12 protein-coding genes are annotated in these 16,326 nt (G+C 70.0%); 7 read left to right on the forward strand and 5 right to left on the reverse strand.

The window, feature by feature from the left end:
- Nucleotides 1–28 precede the first annotated feature (28 nt).
- Both DAI20_RS01940 and rpoB read right to left on the reverse strand, forming a co-directional pair.
- Complete coding sequence (locus DAI20_RS01940; RefSeq protein WP_108248893.1) at nucleotides 29–3,910, reverse strand: DNA-directed RNA polymerase subunit beta'; 3,882 nt, start codon at nucleotides 3,908–3,910, stop codon at nucleotides 29–31.
- Nucleotides 3,911–3,956: 46 nt separating this feature from the next.
- Nucleotides 3,957–7,448: a DNA-directed RNA polymerase subunit beta gene (gene rpoB / locus DAI20_RS01945; protein ID WP_108248894.1), complete on the reverse strand. Its 3,492-nt coding sequence runs from the start codon at nucleotides 7,446–7,448 to the stop codon at nucleotides 3,957–3,959.
- A gap of 348 nt (nucleotides 7,449–7,796) precedes the next feature.
- On the opposite strand from rpoB, the gene DAI20_RS01950 reads away from it, so the two are divergent.
- The 4 genes from DAI20_RS01950 (at nucleotide 7,797) to DAI20_RS01965 (ending at nucleotide 11,157) form a co-directional block, all read left to right on the forward strand.
- Entirely contained in the window at nucleotides 7,797–8,666 is an 870-nt protein-coding gene (locus DAI20_RS01950) for a spermidine synthase (RefSeq protein WP_108248895.1), read from the forward strand.
- A 177-nt stretch (nucleotides 8,667–8,843) separates the two neighbouring features.
- On the forward strand, nucleotides 8,844–10,046 hold the full coding sequence (locus DAI20_RS01955) for a PQQ-dependent sugar dehydrogenase (RefSeq protein ID WP_108248896.1): 1,203 nt from the start codon (nucleotides 8,844–8,846) through the stop codon (nucleotides 10,044–10,046).
- A 9-nt stretch (nucleotides 10,047–10,055) separates the two neighbouring features.
- A complete protein-coding gene (locus DAI20_RS01960; RefSeq protein ID WP_108248897.1) occupies nucleotides 10,056–10,595 on the forward strand; it encodes a hypothetical protein in 540 nt (179 codons plus the stop codon).
- A 70-nt stretch (nucleotides 10,596–10,665) separates the two neighbouring features.
- Nucleotides 10,666–11,157: a SprT-like domain-containing protein gene (locus DAI20_RS01965; RefSeq protein WP_108248898.1), complete on the forward strand. Its 492-nt coding sequence runs from the start codon at nucleotides 10,666–10,668 to the stop codon at nucleotides 11,155–11,157.
- A gap of 33 nt (nucleotides 11,158–11,190) precedes the next feature.
- On the opposite strand, the gene DAI20_RS01970 is transcribed toward DAI20_RS01965, so the two are convergent.
- From DAI20_RS01970 to DAI20_RS01980, 3 genes are read right to left on the reverse strand one after another with little or no spacing between them, the layout of a single operon-like run.
- Nucleotides 11,191–11,493 (reverse strand): DUF427 domain-containing protein, encoded by a 303-nt coding sequence (locus DAI20_RS01970; protein ID WP_108248899.1) that lies wholly within the window; start codon nucleotides 11,491–11,493, stop codon nucleotides 11,191–11,193.
- A gap of 53 nt (nucleotides 11,494–11,546) precedes the next feature.
- A complete protein-coding gene (locus tag DAI20_RS01975; protein ID WP_108248900.1) occupies nucleotides 11,547–12,425 on the reverse strand; it encodes a 2-phosphosulfolactate phosphatase in 879 nt (292 codons plus the stop codon).
- Complete coding sequence (locus tag DAI20_RS01980) at nucleotides 12,412–12,924, reverse strand: EVE domain-containing protein (RefSeq protein ID WP_108248901.1); 513 nt, start codon at nucleotides 12,922–12,924, stop codon at nucleotides 12,412–12,414. The genes DAI20_RS01975 and DAI20_RS01980 overlap by 14 nt, the downstream gene beginning before the upstream one ends.
- Before the next feature lie 144 nt (nucleotides 12,925–13,068).
- Between DAI20_RS01980 and DAI20_RS01985 the strand changes: the two genes are divergently transcribed.
- From DAI20_RS01985 to DAI20_RS01995, 3 genes are all read left to right on the forward strand, one after another.
- A complete protein-coding gene (locus DAI20_RS01985; RefSeq protein WP_108248902.1) occupies nucleotides 13,069–13,608 on the forward strand; it encodes a hypothetical protein in 540 nt (179 codons plus the stop codon).
- A 2-nt stretch (nucleotides 13,609–13,610) separates the two neighbouring features.
- On the forward strand, nucleotides 13,611–14,270 hold the full coding sequence (locus tag DAI20_RS01990) for a DUF1684 domain-containing protein (RefSeq protein ID WP_108248903.1): 660 nt from the start codon (nucleotides 13,611–13,613) through the stop codon (nucleotides 14,268–14,270).
- 443 nt (nucleotides 14,271–14,713) lie between these two features.
- The gene (locus DAI20_RS01995; RefSeq protein WP_108248904.1) at nucleotides 14,714–16,246 is read left to right on the forward strand and encodes a DEAD/DEAH box helicase; all 1,533 of its coding nucleotides are present in this window, start codon (nucleotides 14,714–14,716) and stop codon (nucleotides 16,244–16,246) included.
- The last annotated feature ends 80 nt before the right edge of the window (nucleotides 16,247–16,326 follow it).

Raw genomic sequence — 16,326 nt, forward strand, 5'->3', positions numbered from 1 at the left:
GCGGGGCCCTCTCGTCGTGCGTTCCGGGTTAGTTGTACGTACCCGGCGTGTAGTCGTCCGAGCTGAAGCTGTCGAAGTCGACGAAGCTCAGGTCGTTCTCGCTGAACACCGACTCATCCGTGAAGATGCGGTTCGGGTAGCGCTCGGCCTTCGCCTCCTCCGTCGCGGTGACGGTGACGTCGCGGTACTTCGCGAGACCCGTTCCGGCCGGGATGAGCTTTCCGATGATGACGTTCTCCTTGAGGCCCATCAGCGGGTCGGACTTGCCCTCCATGGCGGCCTGCGTGAGCACGCGGGTCGTCTCCTGGAAGGACGCGGCCGACAGCCACGACTCGGTCGCGAGGGACGCCTTGGTGATACCCATGACCTCCTGGCGAGCGGACGCCGTGCGCTTGCCCTCGGCGAGGGCGGCACGGTTCAGCTCGTTGTAGCGCGACCGGTCGACGAGCTCACCGGGCAGCAGGTCCGTGTCGCCGTGGTCGACGACCGTGACCTTGCGCAGCATCTGCCGCACGATGACCTCGATGTGCTTGTCGTGGATCGGGACACCCTGCGAGCGGTAAACGCCCTGGACGCCACCGACCAGGTGACGCTGCACCTCGCGGACGCCCTTGACTCGCAGGACCTCCTTGGGGTCGACGGCACCGACGTGCAGCTGCTGGCCGAGCTCGACGTGCTGGCCGTCCTCGACGAGGAGGGTCGCACGCTTGAGCACCGGGTACGCGATGGGCTCCTCACCGTTGTCGGGGGTCAGGATCACCTTGCGGCTGCGATCCGTGTCCTCGATGGTGATGCGGCCGGCGGCCTCCGCGATGGGCGACGCACCCTTGGGGGTGCGGGCCTCGAAGAGCTCCTGCACGCGGGGCAGACCCTGCGTGATGTCGTCAGCGGACGCCACACCACCGGTGTGGAAGGTACGCATGGTCAGCTGCGTTCCGGGCTCACCGATCGACTGGGCCGCGATGATGCCGACGGCCTCGCCGATGTCGACGAGCATTCCGGTGGCGAGCGAACGGCCGTAGCAGGCCGCGCAGACGCCGACGGCGGACTCGCAGGTGAGCACGGAGCGCACCTTGATGTTCATCACGCCGGCCGCGACGAGCTTGTCGATGAGCACGTCACCGACGTCCTCACCGGCCTCGGCGACGACGGTGCCCTCGGCGTTGACCGCGGGAGCGGCCAGGCTGCGGGCGTAGACGGAGTTCTCGACGTTGGCGTCCTGCACCAGCTCGCCCGCCGCGTTGGCCGCGGCGATCGGCAGCTCCAGGCCCCTCGTCGTGCCGCAGTCGTCCTCGCGGATGATGACATCCTGCGAGACGTCGACGAGACGACGGGTGAGGTAACCGGAGTCGGCGGTGCGGAGAGCGGTGTCGGCCAGACCCTTGCGGGCACCGTGGGTCGAGATGAAGTACTCGGCCACGGTGAGGCCCTCGCGGTAGGAGTGGACGATCGGGCGAGGAATGATCTCACCCTTCGGGTTCGACACCAGACCACGCATACCGGCGATCTGACGAACCTGCATCCAGTTACCGCGGGCGCCGGACGAGACCATGCGGTTGATGTTGTTGTCGGCGGGGAGGTTGTCCTCCATCGCCTTGGCAACCTCGGCCGTGGCCTTGTTCCAGATCTCGATGAGCTCCTGACGACGCTCGGCGTCGGTCGTGAGGCCCTTCTCGAACTGGCCCTGCACCTTGCGGGCCTGCGCCTCGTAGCCCGAGAGGATCTCGGCCTTGTTCGGCGGGGTCAGGATGTCGGACAGCGACACCGTCACACCGGAGCGCGTGGCCCAGTAGAAGCCGGCGTCCTTGATGCGGTCGAGCGTCGCCGCGACCTCCACCTTGGGGTAGCGCTCTGCCAGGTCGTTGACGATGGCGGAGAGCTGGCCCTTGTCGGCGACAGCCTCGACGTACGGGTAGTCCGCTGGCAGCGCCTCGTTGAAGAGCGCGCGACCCAGGGTCGTCTCGAGCAGCACGGGCTGACCCTCGACGAAGCCCTCGGGCGCGGTGCCCTCGGCGAAGTGCAGGTTCTCCAGGCGGATGCGGACCGTGGCGTTCAGGTCGAGCGTGCCCTGGTCCTTCGCGAGGATCGCCTCGGCGATGGACGAGAACGCGCGGCCCTCACCGGCGACACCCTGCTTGAGCGTCGTCAGGTGGTGCAGACCGATGATCATGTCCTGCGTGGGCAGGGTCACCGGTCGACCGTCGGACGGCTTCAGGATGTTGTTCGAGGCGAGCATCAGGATGCGGGCCTCGGCCTGGGCCTCGACCGACAGCGGCAGGTGGACGGCCATCTGGTCACCGTCGAAGTCCGCGTTGAACGCGGCGCAGACGAGCGGGTGCAGCTGGATCGCCTTTCCCTCGACGAGCTGAGGCTCGAAGGCCTGGATGCCGAGGCGGTGCAGCGTCGGTGCGCGGTTCAGCAGCACGGGGCGCTCGCGGATGATCTCCTCGAGCACGTCCCAGACCTGCGGACGGCTGCGCTCGACCATGCGCTTGGCGGCCTTGATGTTCTGAGCGTGGCTCAGGTCGATCAGGCGCTTGATCACGAACGGCTTGAACAGCTCCAGGGCCATCTGCTTGGGCAGACCGCACTGGTGCAGCTTCAGCTGCGGGCCGACGATGATGACCGAACGGCCCGAGTAGTCGACGCGCTTGCCCAGCAGGTTCTGGCGGAAGCGACCCTGCTTTCCCTTGAGCATGTCGCTCAGGGACTTCAGGGCGCGGTTGCCGGTACCGGTGACGGGACGACCGCGGCGGCCGTTGTCGAACAGGGCGTCCACGGCCTCCTGCAGCATGCGCTTCTCGTTGTTCACGATGATCTCGGGGGCACCGAGGTCGAGCAGGCGACGCAGGCGGTTGTTGCGGTTGATGACGCGGCGGTAGAGGTCGTTCAGGTCCGAGGTCGCGAAGCGGCCACCGTCGAGCTGCACCATCGGGCGCAGCTCCGGCGGGATCACCGGGACGACCTGGAGCACCATCGCGGCCGGCGAGTTGCCGGTCTGCAGGAAGGAGTTCACCACGCGCAGACGCTTGATGGCGCGGATCTTCTTCTGACCCTTGCCGTTCGCGATCTGGTCGTGCAGGACGTCGCTCTCGGTGGCCAGGTCGAAGGCCTCGAGGCGCTTCTGGATCGCCTCGGCGCCCATGTAGGCGTCGAAGTAGATGCCGAAGCGGTCCTGCAGCTCGTGGAACACCGCGTCCTCGGGCTTGAGGTCGCCCACCTTGAGGTTGCGGAAGTCCTCCCACACGCGCTCGAGGCGGGTGATGTCCTCGTCGAACGCCTTGCGGGTCTGCGACATCTCCTTCTCGGCGCCATCCTTCACGCGGCGCTTCTGGTCGCTCTTCGCACCCTCCGCCTCGAGGGCGGCAAGGTCGGACTCGAGCTTCGAGAGGCGGTCCGCGATGCGGGAGTCGCGCTGGTCCTCGAGGTTCTTGATCTCGAGGCGCAGCTCGTTCTCGAGGCCGGGCATGTCGGCGTGACGGCCCTCCTCGTCGACCGAGATGACCATGTACGCGGCGAAGTAGATGACCTTCTCGAGGTCCTTCGGCGCCATGTCGAGCAGGTAGCCGAGGCGGCTCGGCACACCCTTGAAGTACCAGATGTGCGTGACGGGGGCGGCGAGCTCGATGTGGCCCATGCGCTCGCGGCGCACGGACGACTTCGTGACCTCGACACCGCACCGCTCGCAGACGATGCCCTTGAAGCGGACGCGCTTGTACTTGCCGCACGAGCACTCCCAGTCCCGTGAGGGGCCGAAGATCTGCTCGCCGAAGAGGCCGTCCTTCTCCGGCTTCAGCGTGCGGTAGTTGATCGTCTCGGGCTTCTTGACCTCACCGTGCGACCACCGACGGATGTCGTCGGCAGTGGCGAGCCCAATGCGCAGCTCGTCAAAAGTTGTTACGTCGAGCAATTTTCCTTCTCTCCTTGGAAAGCTTCGAGTCGTGTTCTGGTCAGGCTTAGATGTCGTCGATCGAGGACGACTCGAAGCGGGTGGAGATGTTGATGCCCAGCTCCTCGGCGGCACGGAAGACCTCGTCGTCCGTGTCGCGCAGGCTAACCGCCGTGCCGTCCGCCGAGAGCACCTCGACGTTCAGGCAGAGCGACTGCATCTCCTTGATCAGGACCTTGAAGGACTCCGGGATGCCCGGCTCCTGGATGTTCTCGCCCTTGACGATGGCCTCGTACACCTTCACGCGGCCGAGGATGTCGTCCGACTTGATGGTGAGGAGCTCCTGCAGGGCGTACGCGGCGCCGTAGGCCTCGAGGGCCCACACCTCCATCTCACCGAAGCGCTGACCACCGAACTGCGCCTTACCACCGAGCGGCTGCTGGGTGATCATCGAGTACGGGCCCGTCGAGCGAGCGTGGATTTTGTCGTCGACGAGGTGGTGCAGCTTCAGGATGTACATGTAGCCGACGGAGACCGGGGCCGGGAACGGCTCGCCGGAGCGGCCGTCGAACAGGCGGGTCTTGCCGGTGGAGCCGATGAGGCGCTCCCCGTCGCGGGTCACCGTCGTGGAGTCGAGAAGACCGGCGATCTCGTCCTCGAACGCACCGTCGAACACCGGGGTCGCGACCTTGGTGTTCGGGGCGGCGCTGCGGGCCTGCTCGGGCAGACGCGCTGCCCACTCGGGCTCGCCCTCGACCTGCCAGCCCTGCTTCGCGATCCACCCGAGGTGGGTCTCGAGCACCTGGCCGAAGTTCATGCGGCCGGGGATGCCGAGCGGGTTGAGGATGATGTCGACCGGCGTGCCGTCCGCGAGGAACGGCATGTCCTCGACGGGCAGGATCTTCGAGATGACGCCCTTGTTGCCGTGGCGGCCGGCGAGCTTGTCGCCCTCGGTGATCTTGCGCTTCTGGGCGATGTAGACGACGACCCGCTGGTTGACGCCCGAGCCGAGCTCGTCGTCGCCGTCCTGCGCGTCGAACACCTTGACACCGATGATGGTGCCCTGCTCGCCGTGGGGGACCTTGAGCGACGTGTCGCGCACCTCGCGGCTCTTCTCGTTGAAGATCGCGCGGAGCAGGCGCTCCTCCGCCGACAGCTCGGTCTCGCCCTTCGGCGTCACCTTGCCGACGAGGATGTCGCCGGGGCGGACCTCGGCGCCGATGCGGATGATGCCGCGCTCGTCGAGGTCGGCGAGCAGCTCGGGGCTGACGTTGGGGAGGTCACGCGTGATCTCCTCCTTGCCGAGCTTCGTGTCGCGGGCGTCGACCTCGTACTCCTCGATGTGGATCGAGGAGAGGACGTCGTCCTTCACCAGGTTCTGGCTGAGGATGATCGCGTCCTCGAAGTTGTGACCCTCCCACGGCATGAACGCCACGAGGAGGTTCTTGCCGAGCGCGAGTTCGCCGTTCTCCGTCGCGGGGCCGTCTGCGATGACCTCGCCGACCTCGACGCGGTCGCCCGCGTTGACGATGACGCGGTGGTTGTACGACGTGCCCTGGTTGGAGCGGTCGAACTTGCGCAGGTAGTAGGTCTGCGTTCCGCCCTCGTCGAGCTGCACGGTCACGGCGTCGGCCGAGACCTCGGAGACGACACCGGCCGCGTCGGCGGTCAGCACGTCGCCGGCGTCGATGGCCGCGTAGCCCTCCATACCGGTTCCGACGAGCGGGCTCTCGCTGCGCAGCAGCGGGACGGCCTGACGCTGCATGTTCGCACCCATGAGGGCGCGGTTCGCGTCGTCGTGCTCGAGGAACGGGATGAGCGACGTGGCGACGGACACCATCTGGCGCGGGGAGACGTCCATGTAGTGGACGTTCTCGGCGGGAACGAGCTCCACCTCACCGCCCTTGGGGCGGACGAGGACACGGTCCTCCGCGAAGCGGAAATCGGCCGTCAGCGGGGCGTTGGCCTGGGCGACGAGGAACTCGTCCTCCTCGCTCGCGGTCAGGTAGTCGATCGTGTCGGTGACGACGCCATCGGTGACGCGGCGGTACGGCGTCTCGATGAAGCCGAAGGAGTTGATCCGGGCGAACGAGGCCAGCGAGCCGATGAGGCCGATGTTCGGGCCTTCCGGGGTCTCGATGGGGCACATGCGGCCGTAGTGCGACGGGTGGACGTCGCGGACCTCGACACCGGCGCGCTCACGGGACAGACCACCCGGGCCGAGCGCCGAGAGGCGGCGCTTGTGGGTGAGACCCGCGAGCGGGTTGTTCTGGTCCATGAACTGCGACAGCTGGCTGGTTCCGAAGAACTCCTTGATCGCGGCGACGACGGGGCGCACGTTGATCAGGGTCTGCGGCGTGATCGCCTCGATGTCCTGGGTCGTCATGCGCTCGCGCACGACGCGCTCCATGCGGGAGAGGCCGGTGCGCACCTGGTTCTGGATGAGCTCGCCGACCGCACGGATGCGGCGGTTGCCGAAGTGGTCGATGTCGTCGACGTCGAGGCGGAGCTCGACCGGCTTGCCGTCCCGGACGCCGGCCATCGTGGTCTCGTTCGCGTGCAGCGAGACGAGGTACTTGATGGTGGCGATGATGTCCTGGACGGTGAGCACCGACTCGGACAGCGCGGCGTCGATCCCGAGCTTGCGGTTGATCTTGTAGCGACCCACCTTGGCCAGGTCGTAGCGCTTCGGGTTGAAGTAGAAGTTGTCGAGGAGCGCGCGGGCGGCCTCGGCGGCGACCTGCTCGCCCGGACGCAGCTTGCGGTAGATGTCCTTGAGCGCCTCCTCCTTGGTGAGGATGGAGTCCTTCTCCAGCGTGAGCTCGATGGACGAGACGCCCTTGAACTCCTGGAGGATCTCCTCGCTCGTGAGGCCGAGGGCCTTCAGGAACACGGTGACGGACTGCTTGCGCTTGCGGTCGATGCGCACGCCCACCTGGTCGCGCTTGTCGATCTCGAACTCGAGCCAGGCACCGCGGCTGGGGATGATGCGGGCGGAGTAGATGTCCTTGTCGGACGTCTTCTCCTGGGCGCGGTCGAAGTACACGCCGGGGCTGCGGACGAGCTGCGACACGACGACGCGCTCGGTGCCGTTGATGACGAACGTGCCCTTCTCGGTCATGAGCGGGAAGTCGCCCATGAATACCGTCTGGGTCTTGATCTCACCCGTGAGGTGGTTCATGAACTCCGCCTCGACATAGAGCGGCGCGGAGTAGGTCTTGCCCTTCTCCTTGCACTCGTCGATGGAGTACTTCTTCTCCTCGAGGAACGGGTTCGTGAACGAGAGCTGCATGGTCTCGCTCAGGTCCTCGATCGGCGAGATCTCCTCGAAGATCTCCTCGAGGCCCGTGGTGGTCGGCACGTCCTCACGGCCGGCCGCGGTGGCCTCGGCGACGCGCTGCTTCCAGGCGTCCGAGCCGACGAGCCAGTCGAAGCTCTCGGTCTGCAGCGCGAGCAGATCCGGAACCGTCAGCGTGTCGGTGATTTTCGCGAAAGACAGCCGAGATGCATTGCGGCCGTTTCGGGGGGTGGTGGTGGTTGCGTTAGGCGCAGCAGCCAAGGAAATAACCTCCGTGGGCCCCACTCAGGGGCTCCATATTTACTGTCGTCTGCCAGTGTGTGAGATTGGTGCGGAAAGTACTCGCCATCCCCCGGGAAGAAGATTGGTGTCCGGATGCGTACATCCGGGCAACGACACGGCCGACCGCAATATGAAGGCACGGGGGAGGGAGCGCAAAGGTCCACTATACGATGGATCGCTCTGGGTGTAAAGCCGATTCTTGCGTTCGGGTGGATTGTCAGGTATAACCCCGCGCACGGTGCTCCCATTCCCGATGCGGCCGCCCGCGATTGAGCCGGTGAGGGCGCGATTCGGCGGAAGCGCGCAGCGCGTGATGTACTCGGACCCGTGAGCGATTCGACACCCGAGGTGCAGGTGGGCGCGGGCACGGCCCGGCTCGAGAACGACCGGCACGACCCGGGTTCCGTGACCCTCATCGTCGACGGCACGCCGCAGTCGCACGTGAACACCGAGGACCCGAGCCACCTCTCCTTCGAGTACGTGCGCCGCATCGGTCACCTCATCGACCTCGTCGCCCCAGACGGGGAGGCCATCACCGCCGTCCACCTGGGGGCCGGGGCGCTTACCCTCCCCCGCTACGTGGCCGCGACGCGGGCGGAGTCCCGCCAGCAGGTGGTGGAACTGGACCGCGGTCTCGTCGACTTCGTGCGCGAGCACGTGCCGTTCCCGCGTGGCGCCTCCATCCGGCTCCGCTACGGCGACGCCCGCGAGGTGCTCGGCAAGCTGCCGGACGGCCTGCGCGGCACGGTCGACATCCTCGTCGTCGACATCTTCGGCGGCGCGAGGACCCCGGCCCACGTCACGAGCGTCGAGTTCTACGGGGAGGCCGTGCGCCTGCTCTCGCCCAGGGGCATCCTCGCCGTGAACGTCGCGGACGGCGCCGGGCTGGCCTTCGCCCGCGGCCAGGTGGCCACGGTCGCCTCCCTGCTGCCGCACGTCGCCGCGATGGCCGACACCTCGATGCTGAAGGGCAGGCGATTCGGGAACATCGTGCTCGCCGCCTCGCGGTCCGAGCTGCCGACCGGCGCGCTCCCCCGGCTGCTGGCCGGCGATCCCGCCCCCGCCAAGCTCGTCGACGGTCCCGAACTGCGGGACTTCATCGCCGGGGCGCCGGTCGTGACGGACGCGACGGCGGTGCCGTCGCCGCCTCCCGCGCGCAGCGTCTTCCAGACCGGACGCAAGCCCTCCACCTGGTAGGCGCAGGTCGGCCTGACAGGGCGCTCTGGCGACTCCGAGGCCAGCGGCGAAGAATGGGCCCACCGACGCCCTGGAGGACCCGTGGCCCGCTCGACCCCGCACCCGGATCAGCACCCGCATTCGCACCCGCACGCGGCTCGGCGCCTCCGAGTGGCGCACCCCGGGACGCTCGTCGCGATGACCCTGACCCTGGCCCTGGCCGGCTGCGCCGCGGGCGGCACCTCCGGCACGGAGGGGACGCGGCAGGGAACGCCCGCGCCCTCCCCGACCGCCGCGCCCGAGACGGCGCCCGCGCCGCCGTCGCCTGACCCATCGCCGACGCCCGAGGCCCTTCCCGGGCCGGTTCAGCCGGCGGGGACGCCCCGCGACATCGCGACCGGGCTCGAGGCGCCGTGGTCGATCGCACGGCTCGCGTCGGGCTCGACGCTGATCAGCGAGCGGGACAGCGCGAGGATCCGCGAGCTCACGCCGGACGGCGCGCTGCGGGACGTCGGCGTGGTCGAGGGAGTCATGCCCCGCGGCGAGGGCGGGCTGCTCGGCCTCGCGGCGCCTCCCGGGGCGGCCGCAGGCACCGTCGCCGGCGAGGACGAGGACCCGGCCGACGCGGGATGGCTCTACGTCTACTTCACGGCCGAGACGGACAACCGCATCGTGCGGGTGCGGCTGGAGGGGTCTCCCGGGTCCTACTCGCTCGGCGCCCGCGAGGAGGTGCTGTCGCAGATCCCGAAGGCCGGGAACCACAACGGGGGCCGCATCGCGTTCGGGCCGGACGGCAAGCTGTACGCCACCGCGGGCGACGCGGCCCGGGGCGGCAACGCGCAGGACGGCGCGTCCCTGGGCGGGAAGATCCTGCGGCTCGAACCGGACGGCTCGGTGCCGGCCGACAACCCGACGCCGGGCTCCCCCGTCTACTCGCTCGGGCACCGCAATCCGCAGGGCATCGCCTGGGACGAGACGGGCCGCATGTGGGCGGCGGAGTTCGGTCAGAACACGTGGGACGAGCTGAACCTCATCCAGCCGGGCGGGAACTACGGCTGGCCCGAGGTCGAGGGCACGGGGGGCGGCGCCGGGTTCGTGGACCCGGTGATGCAGTGGGCCACGCGGGACGCGAGCCCCAGCGGCCTCGCCGTTGTGCGCGGAACCCTCTTCCTGGCCGGACTCGGCGGGGAACGGCTCTGGGTGATCCAGCCGACGGCCGAGGGCGGCGCGGGTGATGTGGTCGAGTACTTCCGGGACGAGTACGGCCGCATCCGCGATGTCACGGCCGGTCCCGACGGCAGCCTCTGGATGATCACGAACAACACCGACGGGCGCGGTTCGCCTCGGGATGGCGACGACAGGCTGATCCAGGTCGACCTCGTACCCCTGGCGGGCGGCTAAGTTACTAGGGTGACAGGCTCGATCATCCTCGGAATTGACCGCGAGACCCTTCGGGAGAAGGTGGACCTCCGGGCCGCCGGTGACCGCCTGGACGACCTGCAGAACCAGCGCAGCCTGGCGGCCATCACCGAGAAGGTGACGCTGCTCCGCGTCGTCGGCCGCATCGACGACGCCTGGACGATGGCCAACGAGGCGGTGCGGCTCGCGCGCTTCACCGGCGACCGTGAGACCCTGCTCGCCGCGCGCATCCGTCGCGCCCAGGTGCAGCACTACCAGGAGAAGTTCGAGGTCGCTCTCATGGAGCTGAGCGGCTGCGTGAACGAGGCGCACGCCCACGACTGGATCGATCTCGAGGTGCTTGCGCTGCAGGCGCGCGGGCGGGCGTACTTCGACCGGCGCGACTACCGCCGCGCCCTGGTGGACTTCGAGGACGCGAACGGCATCCGCGAGCGCAACAACCTGCCCGCCGAGCCCTACGACGCGACGACCGTCGCCATCGCGGTGACCCGCGAGCTGCTCACGGGCGGTTCCGCTCCCTCACGGCTCTAGGCGCCGCCCGATCCTCCCCAGCGCCGCGGCTCGCGGCGGCGGGGTCGGCGGCCGCGGTTATCCTCGTCGGGTGGCTGACCTGGAACGAGTGCGGAGATGGGCGAACGCCCTCATCGCGCTGCACCTGACGCCGGGCGAGTGGACGTTCGGGTTCGACAACGCGAAGACACGGGCCGGGCTCTGCAACTACACGCGCCGGCGTATCACGGTGTCGCGCCACCTCGCATCCCGCTACGAGGACGACGAGATCCACCAGGTGCTGCTGCACGAGGTCGCCCACGCGATGGCCGGGAACGCGGCCGGACACGGCCCGCGCTGGCGAGCCGTCGCCGCGTCCATCGGGTACGAGGGCAAGCGGCTGCACGACGGCGCCATCGCCGACGACCTCGCCCCGTGGGTGGGCACGTGCCCGGCCGGGCACAGGCACTTCCGCTACCGCAAGCCCGCCCGCCCGATGTCCTGCGGCAGGTGCTCCCGCCGCTTCGCCGCGGCGTACCTCATCGACTGGCGGAAGCGCGACGTCGCCGCGGCGAGGCGCACCGCGGCGACCGCGGCGCGCTGACGCGGAACGCCGGCGCGCGGGAATTCGCCGCGGCTACTCGACGATCTCCGCCTCTTTCCAGAACGCGACGTAGTTGCTGTAGTCCTTGCCGACGCGGTCGAACGAGGACGGCAGCGGGTTCGGGTAGGACCAGGCGCGGTCCTGCAGCAGCACGTCGCCGTCGCGCAGGCTGAAGTACTGGCAGTCGCCCTTCCACGGGCAGCGGTAGGGGGTGTCGCTCTTCTCGAGAAGCTCCGACTTCACGCTCGCCGGCGGGAAGTACCAGTTGCCCTCGATACGGATGAGGTCCTCACGGGGTGCCTCCGCAAGGATCGTGTCACCGAGTACGGCTTTCATCGCATGTCCTTCGCTGATGCGCCGCCCGCCATGGACGGCCTACAGGAGGAACGCTAGGCGCCGAAGACGCATTCCCGCAGCACGGGGACCGTTCGCGACGCGTTCACCTGGCGGGCGAGGTCGACGTCCGCGGTCGAGTCCGCGCCGCGGAGCTCCTCCGCCGAGGCGGAGGCCGAGACGAGGTGCCCGATGCCGCGGCGGAGGGCGTGATAGGCGGACGATGCCGTCGCCGCCTCGGGCGAGCAGTGGTCGATGCCGACCGCGGTCAGGGCGTCGACGATGGCCCCCGCGCCGAGCAGGTCCTCGACGGCGGGACGAAGGGCCCCGGACGCGTGGCGCTCCCCCGCGGCGATCACGGCGACGGTCGCGCGGTCGCCCAGGCGCTCCTGGAGCGCGAGCACCTCGTCCGCCACGGCGGCGGCGTTGCGGAGGCTGCCGGCGATCACCGTGCGGCCGCGCTCCCCCAGCGCCCGGGCGATCGCGCCACCGTTCGGCGACGGCAGGACGACCCGGCCGTTCCCCACGGCCGCGACGGCCTGGGCGGTGACGCTGCTCGGCGCGAGCGACAGGCGGCCGTCCGGGGAGTTCCGCGGGGCGGCGAGCGCCGCGCCCTCGGCGCGGGCGAGCTCCTCCGCGCCGTCCGGCCCACCCCAGGGCAGCACCTCTACGCCCGCGGAGACGGCAAGCTCCACCGTCGTGGAGAAGGAGAGGACGTCGACGACGACAACGACGTGCGCGTCCTGCAGCAGAAGCGCCCCGTCGAGACCCCAGTCCAGCCGCACCTGGAAGCCCGACTGGGCGTGCGGGTGCGGGGCGGCGGATCCGGCCGCGGCGGCGGGCGTTCCGGGCGCCGCGGTGGTGGTGGCGTTGGCGGAGGTCGGGCCCGGAACGGGCACGACGGCGGGCTCGGTCGTCAGGTCAGGCGCGGTCACCCGACGATGGTAGTTCGCCGACGCCCGCGTCCCAGCCGGAGATGACGCGGCGTGACGGCTCGGGCGGCGTCGCCCGCATCTGCGCCACGATGGCCTCGAAGTCGTGCCGGGACAGTTCGACCAGGCCCTTGCGCAGCTGATAGCCCCAGTTCGGATCGTTGCGGGAGAGGTCGAGCACCGGCACGAGCGGCCGGATGGGGGCGTCGGTCGCGGTGAGGTCGTAGTCCACCCGGCGACGCCACGGCCGCCAGCGCGAGTCCGAGTCGAGGTCGTGCGCCTGGTAGACGTCGTCGTCCGCGATCCGGCCGATCGCGGTCAGCTCGCGCAGCAGCGGGCCGTCCGGGGAGTACTCGCGGGGCGAGTAGTAGACGAGGCCGTCGGCCTCGCCCATGCGACGGAGCGCCTCCCGCGAGCCGTGGTTCAGCTGGGCGACGCCGAGGGAGACAGCGCGCCGCACGTGATCGCGGTGCACCACGCCCAGCCAGTAGCGAATCGCCATGGGTCCAGTTGTAGCGCATGGCACCGGCACGCCCGCCGGGGAGGGTGTGCCGGGAGACGTGCGGCACCGCCTGCCGCGACGCGGGGAACCGTGAGGACGCTGTAACGCCTGGCACCCGTGCCGCCGCCGGGCGAGACTGGAGCGATGCGCGTACTGCTGAAGCTCATCCTCGACTGCGACCCGTATGCCGCCTGGCGGGCCATCCAATCGCCCGCCGTGCTGCGCGAGGTGTCCGGTCCCCTCCTCCGCTTCGACTCGCTCGAGCCCGACGACTTCCCGACCACGTGGACGCCGGGCGAGCACCCGCTGCGCGCCCGCGCGGGTGGCGCCGTGCCCATGGGCGAGCAGGTGCTCGACATCAGCTTCCCCGAGACCCGCGTGCCGGGCGTGCGCATCCTCCGCGACGCCGGCCACGGGCGCAGCGGTGCCCTGTCGCTCGTCACCCGCTGGGACCACCGGATGGCCATCGCCGCCGACCCCAAGGGCACGGGCAAGACCCTGTTCCGCGACCAGCTCATCTTCGAGGCCGGCCCCTACACGGCCGCGCTCTGGCCGTCGCTGTGGTCGTTCTGGCAGTGGCGCGGCGCGCAGATGAAGCGCATGGCGCCGACGTGGGCGTCCGACATCGGTGAGCCCCCGCGCCCGGGCGACACCGCGGACGCCGACCTCGCCCGCACAGATTGAGCGTGGCAGACGCGCGCACCGCAGTCGAGACCGCGAACTGGCGGTGGCGCGTGTTCGCGCTGTACGCCGAGGTGCGGCGCATCTCACTCGACGATCCGGCAGCCGCGCACGCCCTGTGGATCCGCGAGCGGGACCAGCTGTTCGCGACGCATCCCGCCTCCCCGCTGCTTCCTGAGCACCGCGCGGCCTTCGCCGGGCTGCCCGTGACGCCGTACGACCCCGCCTGGCGTTTCGAGCTCGAGGTGCACGCCGACCGGTCACCGGAGCGACTGGAGGTCGACACGGGCACGGACGGCGTTGTGCCGTTCGAGCGGCTCGGCTCCGTGCACCTGCCCGCCGTCGGCGCGGATCAGCCCGGCGCCGAGCTGGACGTGTGGCGCCTCGCGTCCTACGGCGGCGGCATCTTCCTGCCGGTCAAGGACGCGCTGTCCCGGGTCCCCGGCGGAACCTACGGCGGCGGGCGCTACCTGCTCGACACGATCAAGGGCAGTCACCTCGGCGAGCGCCCGGGCCCTACGACGGCGGGTGCAGGGCCGGTGATCGTGCTCGACCTCAACTTCGCCTACAACCCCTCCTGCGCGTACGACCCCGCCTGGGCGTGCCCGCTCGCGCCGCCCGGAAACGTGCTGCCCTTCCCCGTCCCCGTGGGCGAGCGGATCTAGCCACCGCCCGGCGCAACTCAGCAGATCCCGCTCGACACGCCGTTCCAGGGTTCCGCACAGCGGCGTGTCGGGTCGGATCTGCTGAGTTGCGCAGGTTCGCGGGTCGGCAGGTTGGCGGGCGGGTTCCGTCCCTTCGACAGCTCAGGGACCGCGTTTGGGCTGTGCTCGCGCCGACCGCAGGACCGTGGGGCAGCTCCTGCCCGGGCAGGAGCGGGTGGGTGGAGTTGACATCGTCCGGTAGGATGGTTTCTGGTGAGCGGAAATCGCGCTCCCAGCGTCGTAGAACGCCAAGTTCCCTCGCGTCGGCTCGGTCCGGCTCGATTCTTGAGTTTTTTCACGGCGAACGGATGTGCCCATCGGCACCTTCGCCATCCTCCCGCTCTCAGCGTCGGCTCCGTGCCGCGTGCGGCCGGGAATCTGCCTGAAAGGCAAACGCTCCCTCCATGACTGAAACCAGCTTCGGCGCGCTCGGCGTGCCGGCTCCCCTCGTTTCCGCCCTCACCGCGACGGGCATCGACTCGCCGTTCCCCATCCAGGTCGACACCCTTCCGGACACGCTGTCCGGACGGGATGTGCTCGGCCGCGGCAAGACCGGCTCCGGCAAGACCCTCGCGTTCTCCATCCCCATGGTCGCCCGCCTCGGCGGCGTCCTCGCCGGTGGCAAGCGCCGCCCGGGTCGCCCGCTCGGCCTCGTGCTCGCCCCGACCCGCGAGCTCGCCACCCAGATCTCCGCCGCCATGCAGCCGCTCGCCGACGCGTACGGGCTGAAGACGACCACCATCTTCGGCGGCGTCTCGCAGCAGCGCCAGGTTGCCGCGCTCAAGGCCGGCGTGGACATCGTCGTGGCCTGCCCCGGTCGCCTCGAGGACCTCATGAAGCAGGGCTTCGTGCACCTCGACGCCGTGGAGATCACCGTGCTCGACGAGGCCGACCACATGGCCGACCTCGGCTTCCTCCCCGTCGTCACCCGCATCCTCGACAAGACGCCGCAGGGCGGACAGCGCCTGCTGTTCTCCGCGACGCTCGACAACGGCGTGGACAAGCTCGTGAGCCGCTTCCTCCGCAACGAGGTGCTGCACTCCGTCGACGAGGCCAACTCGCCCGTCGCCGCGATGACGCACCACGTGTTCGAGGTCGACTCCGTCGAGGCCAAGCGCGACCTCGTGCAGACCCTCGCGAGCGGCACCGGCCGCCGCATCCTCTTCATGCGCACCAAGCACCACGCGAAGAAGCTCGCCAAGCAGCTCACCGACGCGGGCATCCCCTCCGTCGACCTGCACGGCAACCTTTCGCAGGTCGCCCGTGACCGCAACCTCGCCGCGTTCGGCGCGGGCGAGGTCAAGGTCCTGGTCGCGACGGACGTCGCCGCCCGCGGTGTGCACGTGGACAACGTCGAGCTCGTGATCCACGTCGACCCGCCGACCGAGCACAAGGCGTACCTGCACCGCTCGGGCCGCACGGCCCGCGCCGGCAGCGAGGGCGATGTCGTGACGATCGTCATCCCCGCGCAGCGCAAGGATGTCGCCGCCATGATGCGCAAGGCGCAGATCTCGGTCACCCCGCAGTCGGTCACCCCCGACGCGGCGCCCGTGAAGGCCCTCGTCGGCGAGGTCGCCCCTTACGTCAAGCCCGCTCCCCGTGCCGCGACCGCTCCGCAGGGCAACCGCCCCTCGGGCGGCGGCGGCCGTGGTGGTGGCCAGTCCCAGGGCGCCAACGCCCAGCGCAAGCGCGCCCGTCGTGACGGCGCTCCGGCGGCCGGCGCGGGTTCGCGCGGCGGCGCCCGCACCTACAGCACGTCCTCCGAGGGCATCGCGCCCCGCGGCGGCTCGGACGTGGGCGCCGGTCGCCCCCGTCGCGACCGCTCGGGTCGCCCCGCGGCGGCACCGGCCAAGTCCTCGAACGGTGGCGGCCTGGTCGCCATGTCGCAGGGCGGTGGCGGCGGTCGCGGTCGTGGGGGACGCAGCTCCGGCCGCTGATCCTCTGATCCCTGTGAACGGGGCCGGTCCTTTCGAGGGCCGGCCCCGTTTCCGTTGTGCTGCGCGACCCCTTCCCACGG

This window comes from Planctomonas deserti (assembly GCF_003067705.1).
In the GTDB taxonomy this organism is placed as follows: domain Bacteria; phylum Actinomycetota; class Actinomycetes; order Actinomycetales; family Microbacteriaceae; genus Planctomonas; species Planctomonas deserti.

Coding starts and splice junctions, on each gene's coding strand:
- DAI20_RS01955 (WP_108248896.1), top strand. CDS start 8,844: ATGACCCTGACCCTGGCCCTGGCCGGCTGCGCCGCGGGCGGCACCTCC.
- DAI20_RS01970 (WP_108248899.1), bottom strand. CDS start 11,493: ATGAAAGCCGTACTCGGTGACACGATCCTTGCGGAGGCACCCCGTGAG.
- DAI20_RS01980 (WP_108248901.1), bottom strand. CDS start 12,924: ATGGCGATTCGCTACTGGCTGGGCGTGGTGCACCGCGATCACGTGCGG.
- DAI20_RS01985 (WP_108248902.1), top strand. CDS start 13,069: ATGCGCGTACTGCTGAAGCTCATCCTCGACTGCGACCCGTATGCCGCC.
- DAI20_RS01995 (WP_108248904.1), top strand. CDS start 14,714: ATGACTGAAACCAGCTTCGGCGCGCTCGGCGTGCCGGCTCCCCTCGTT.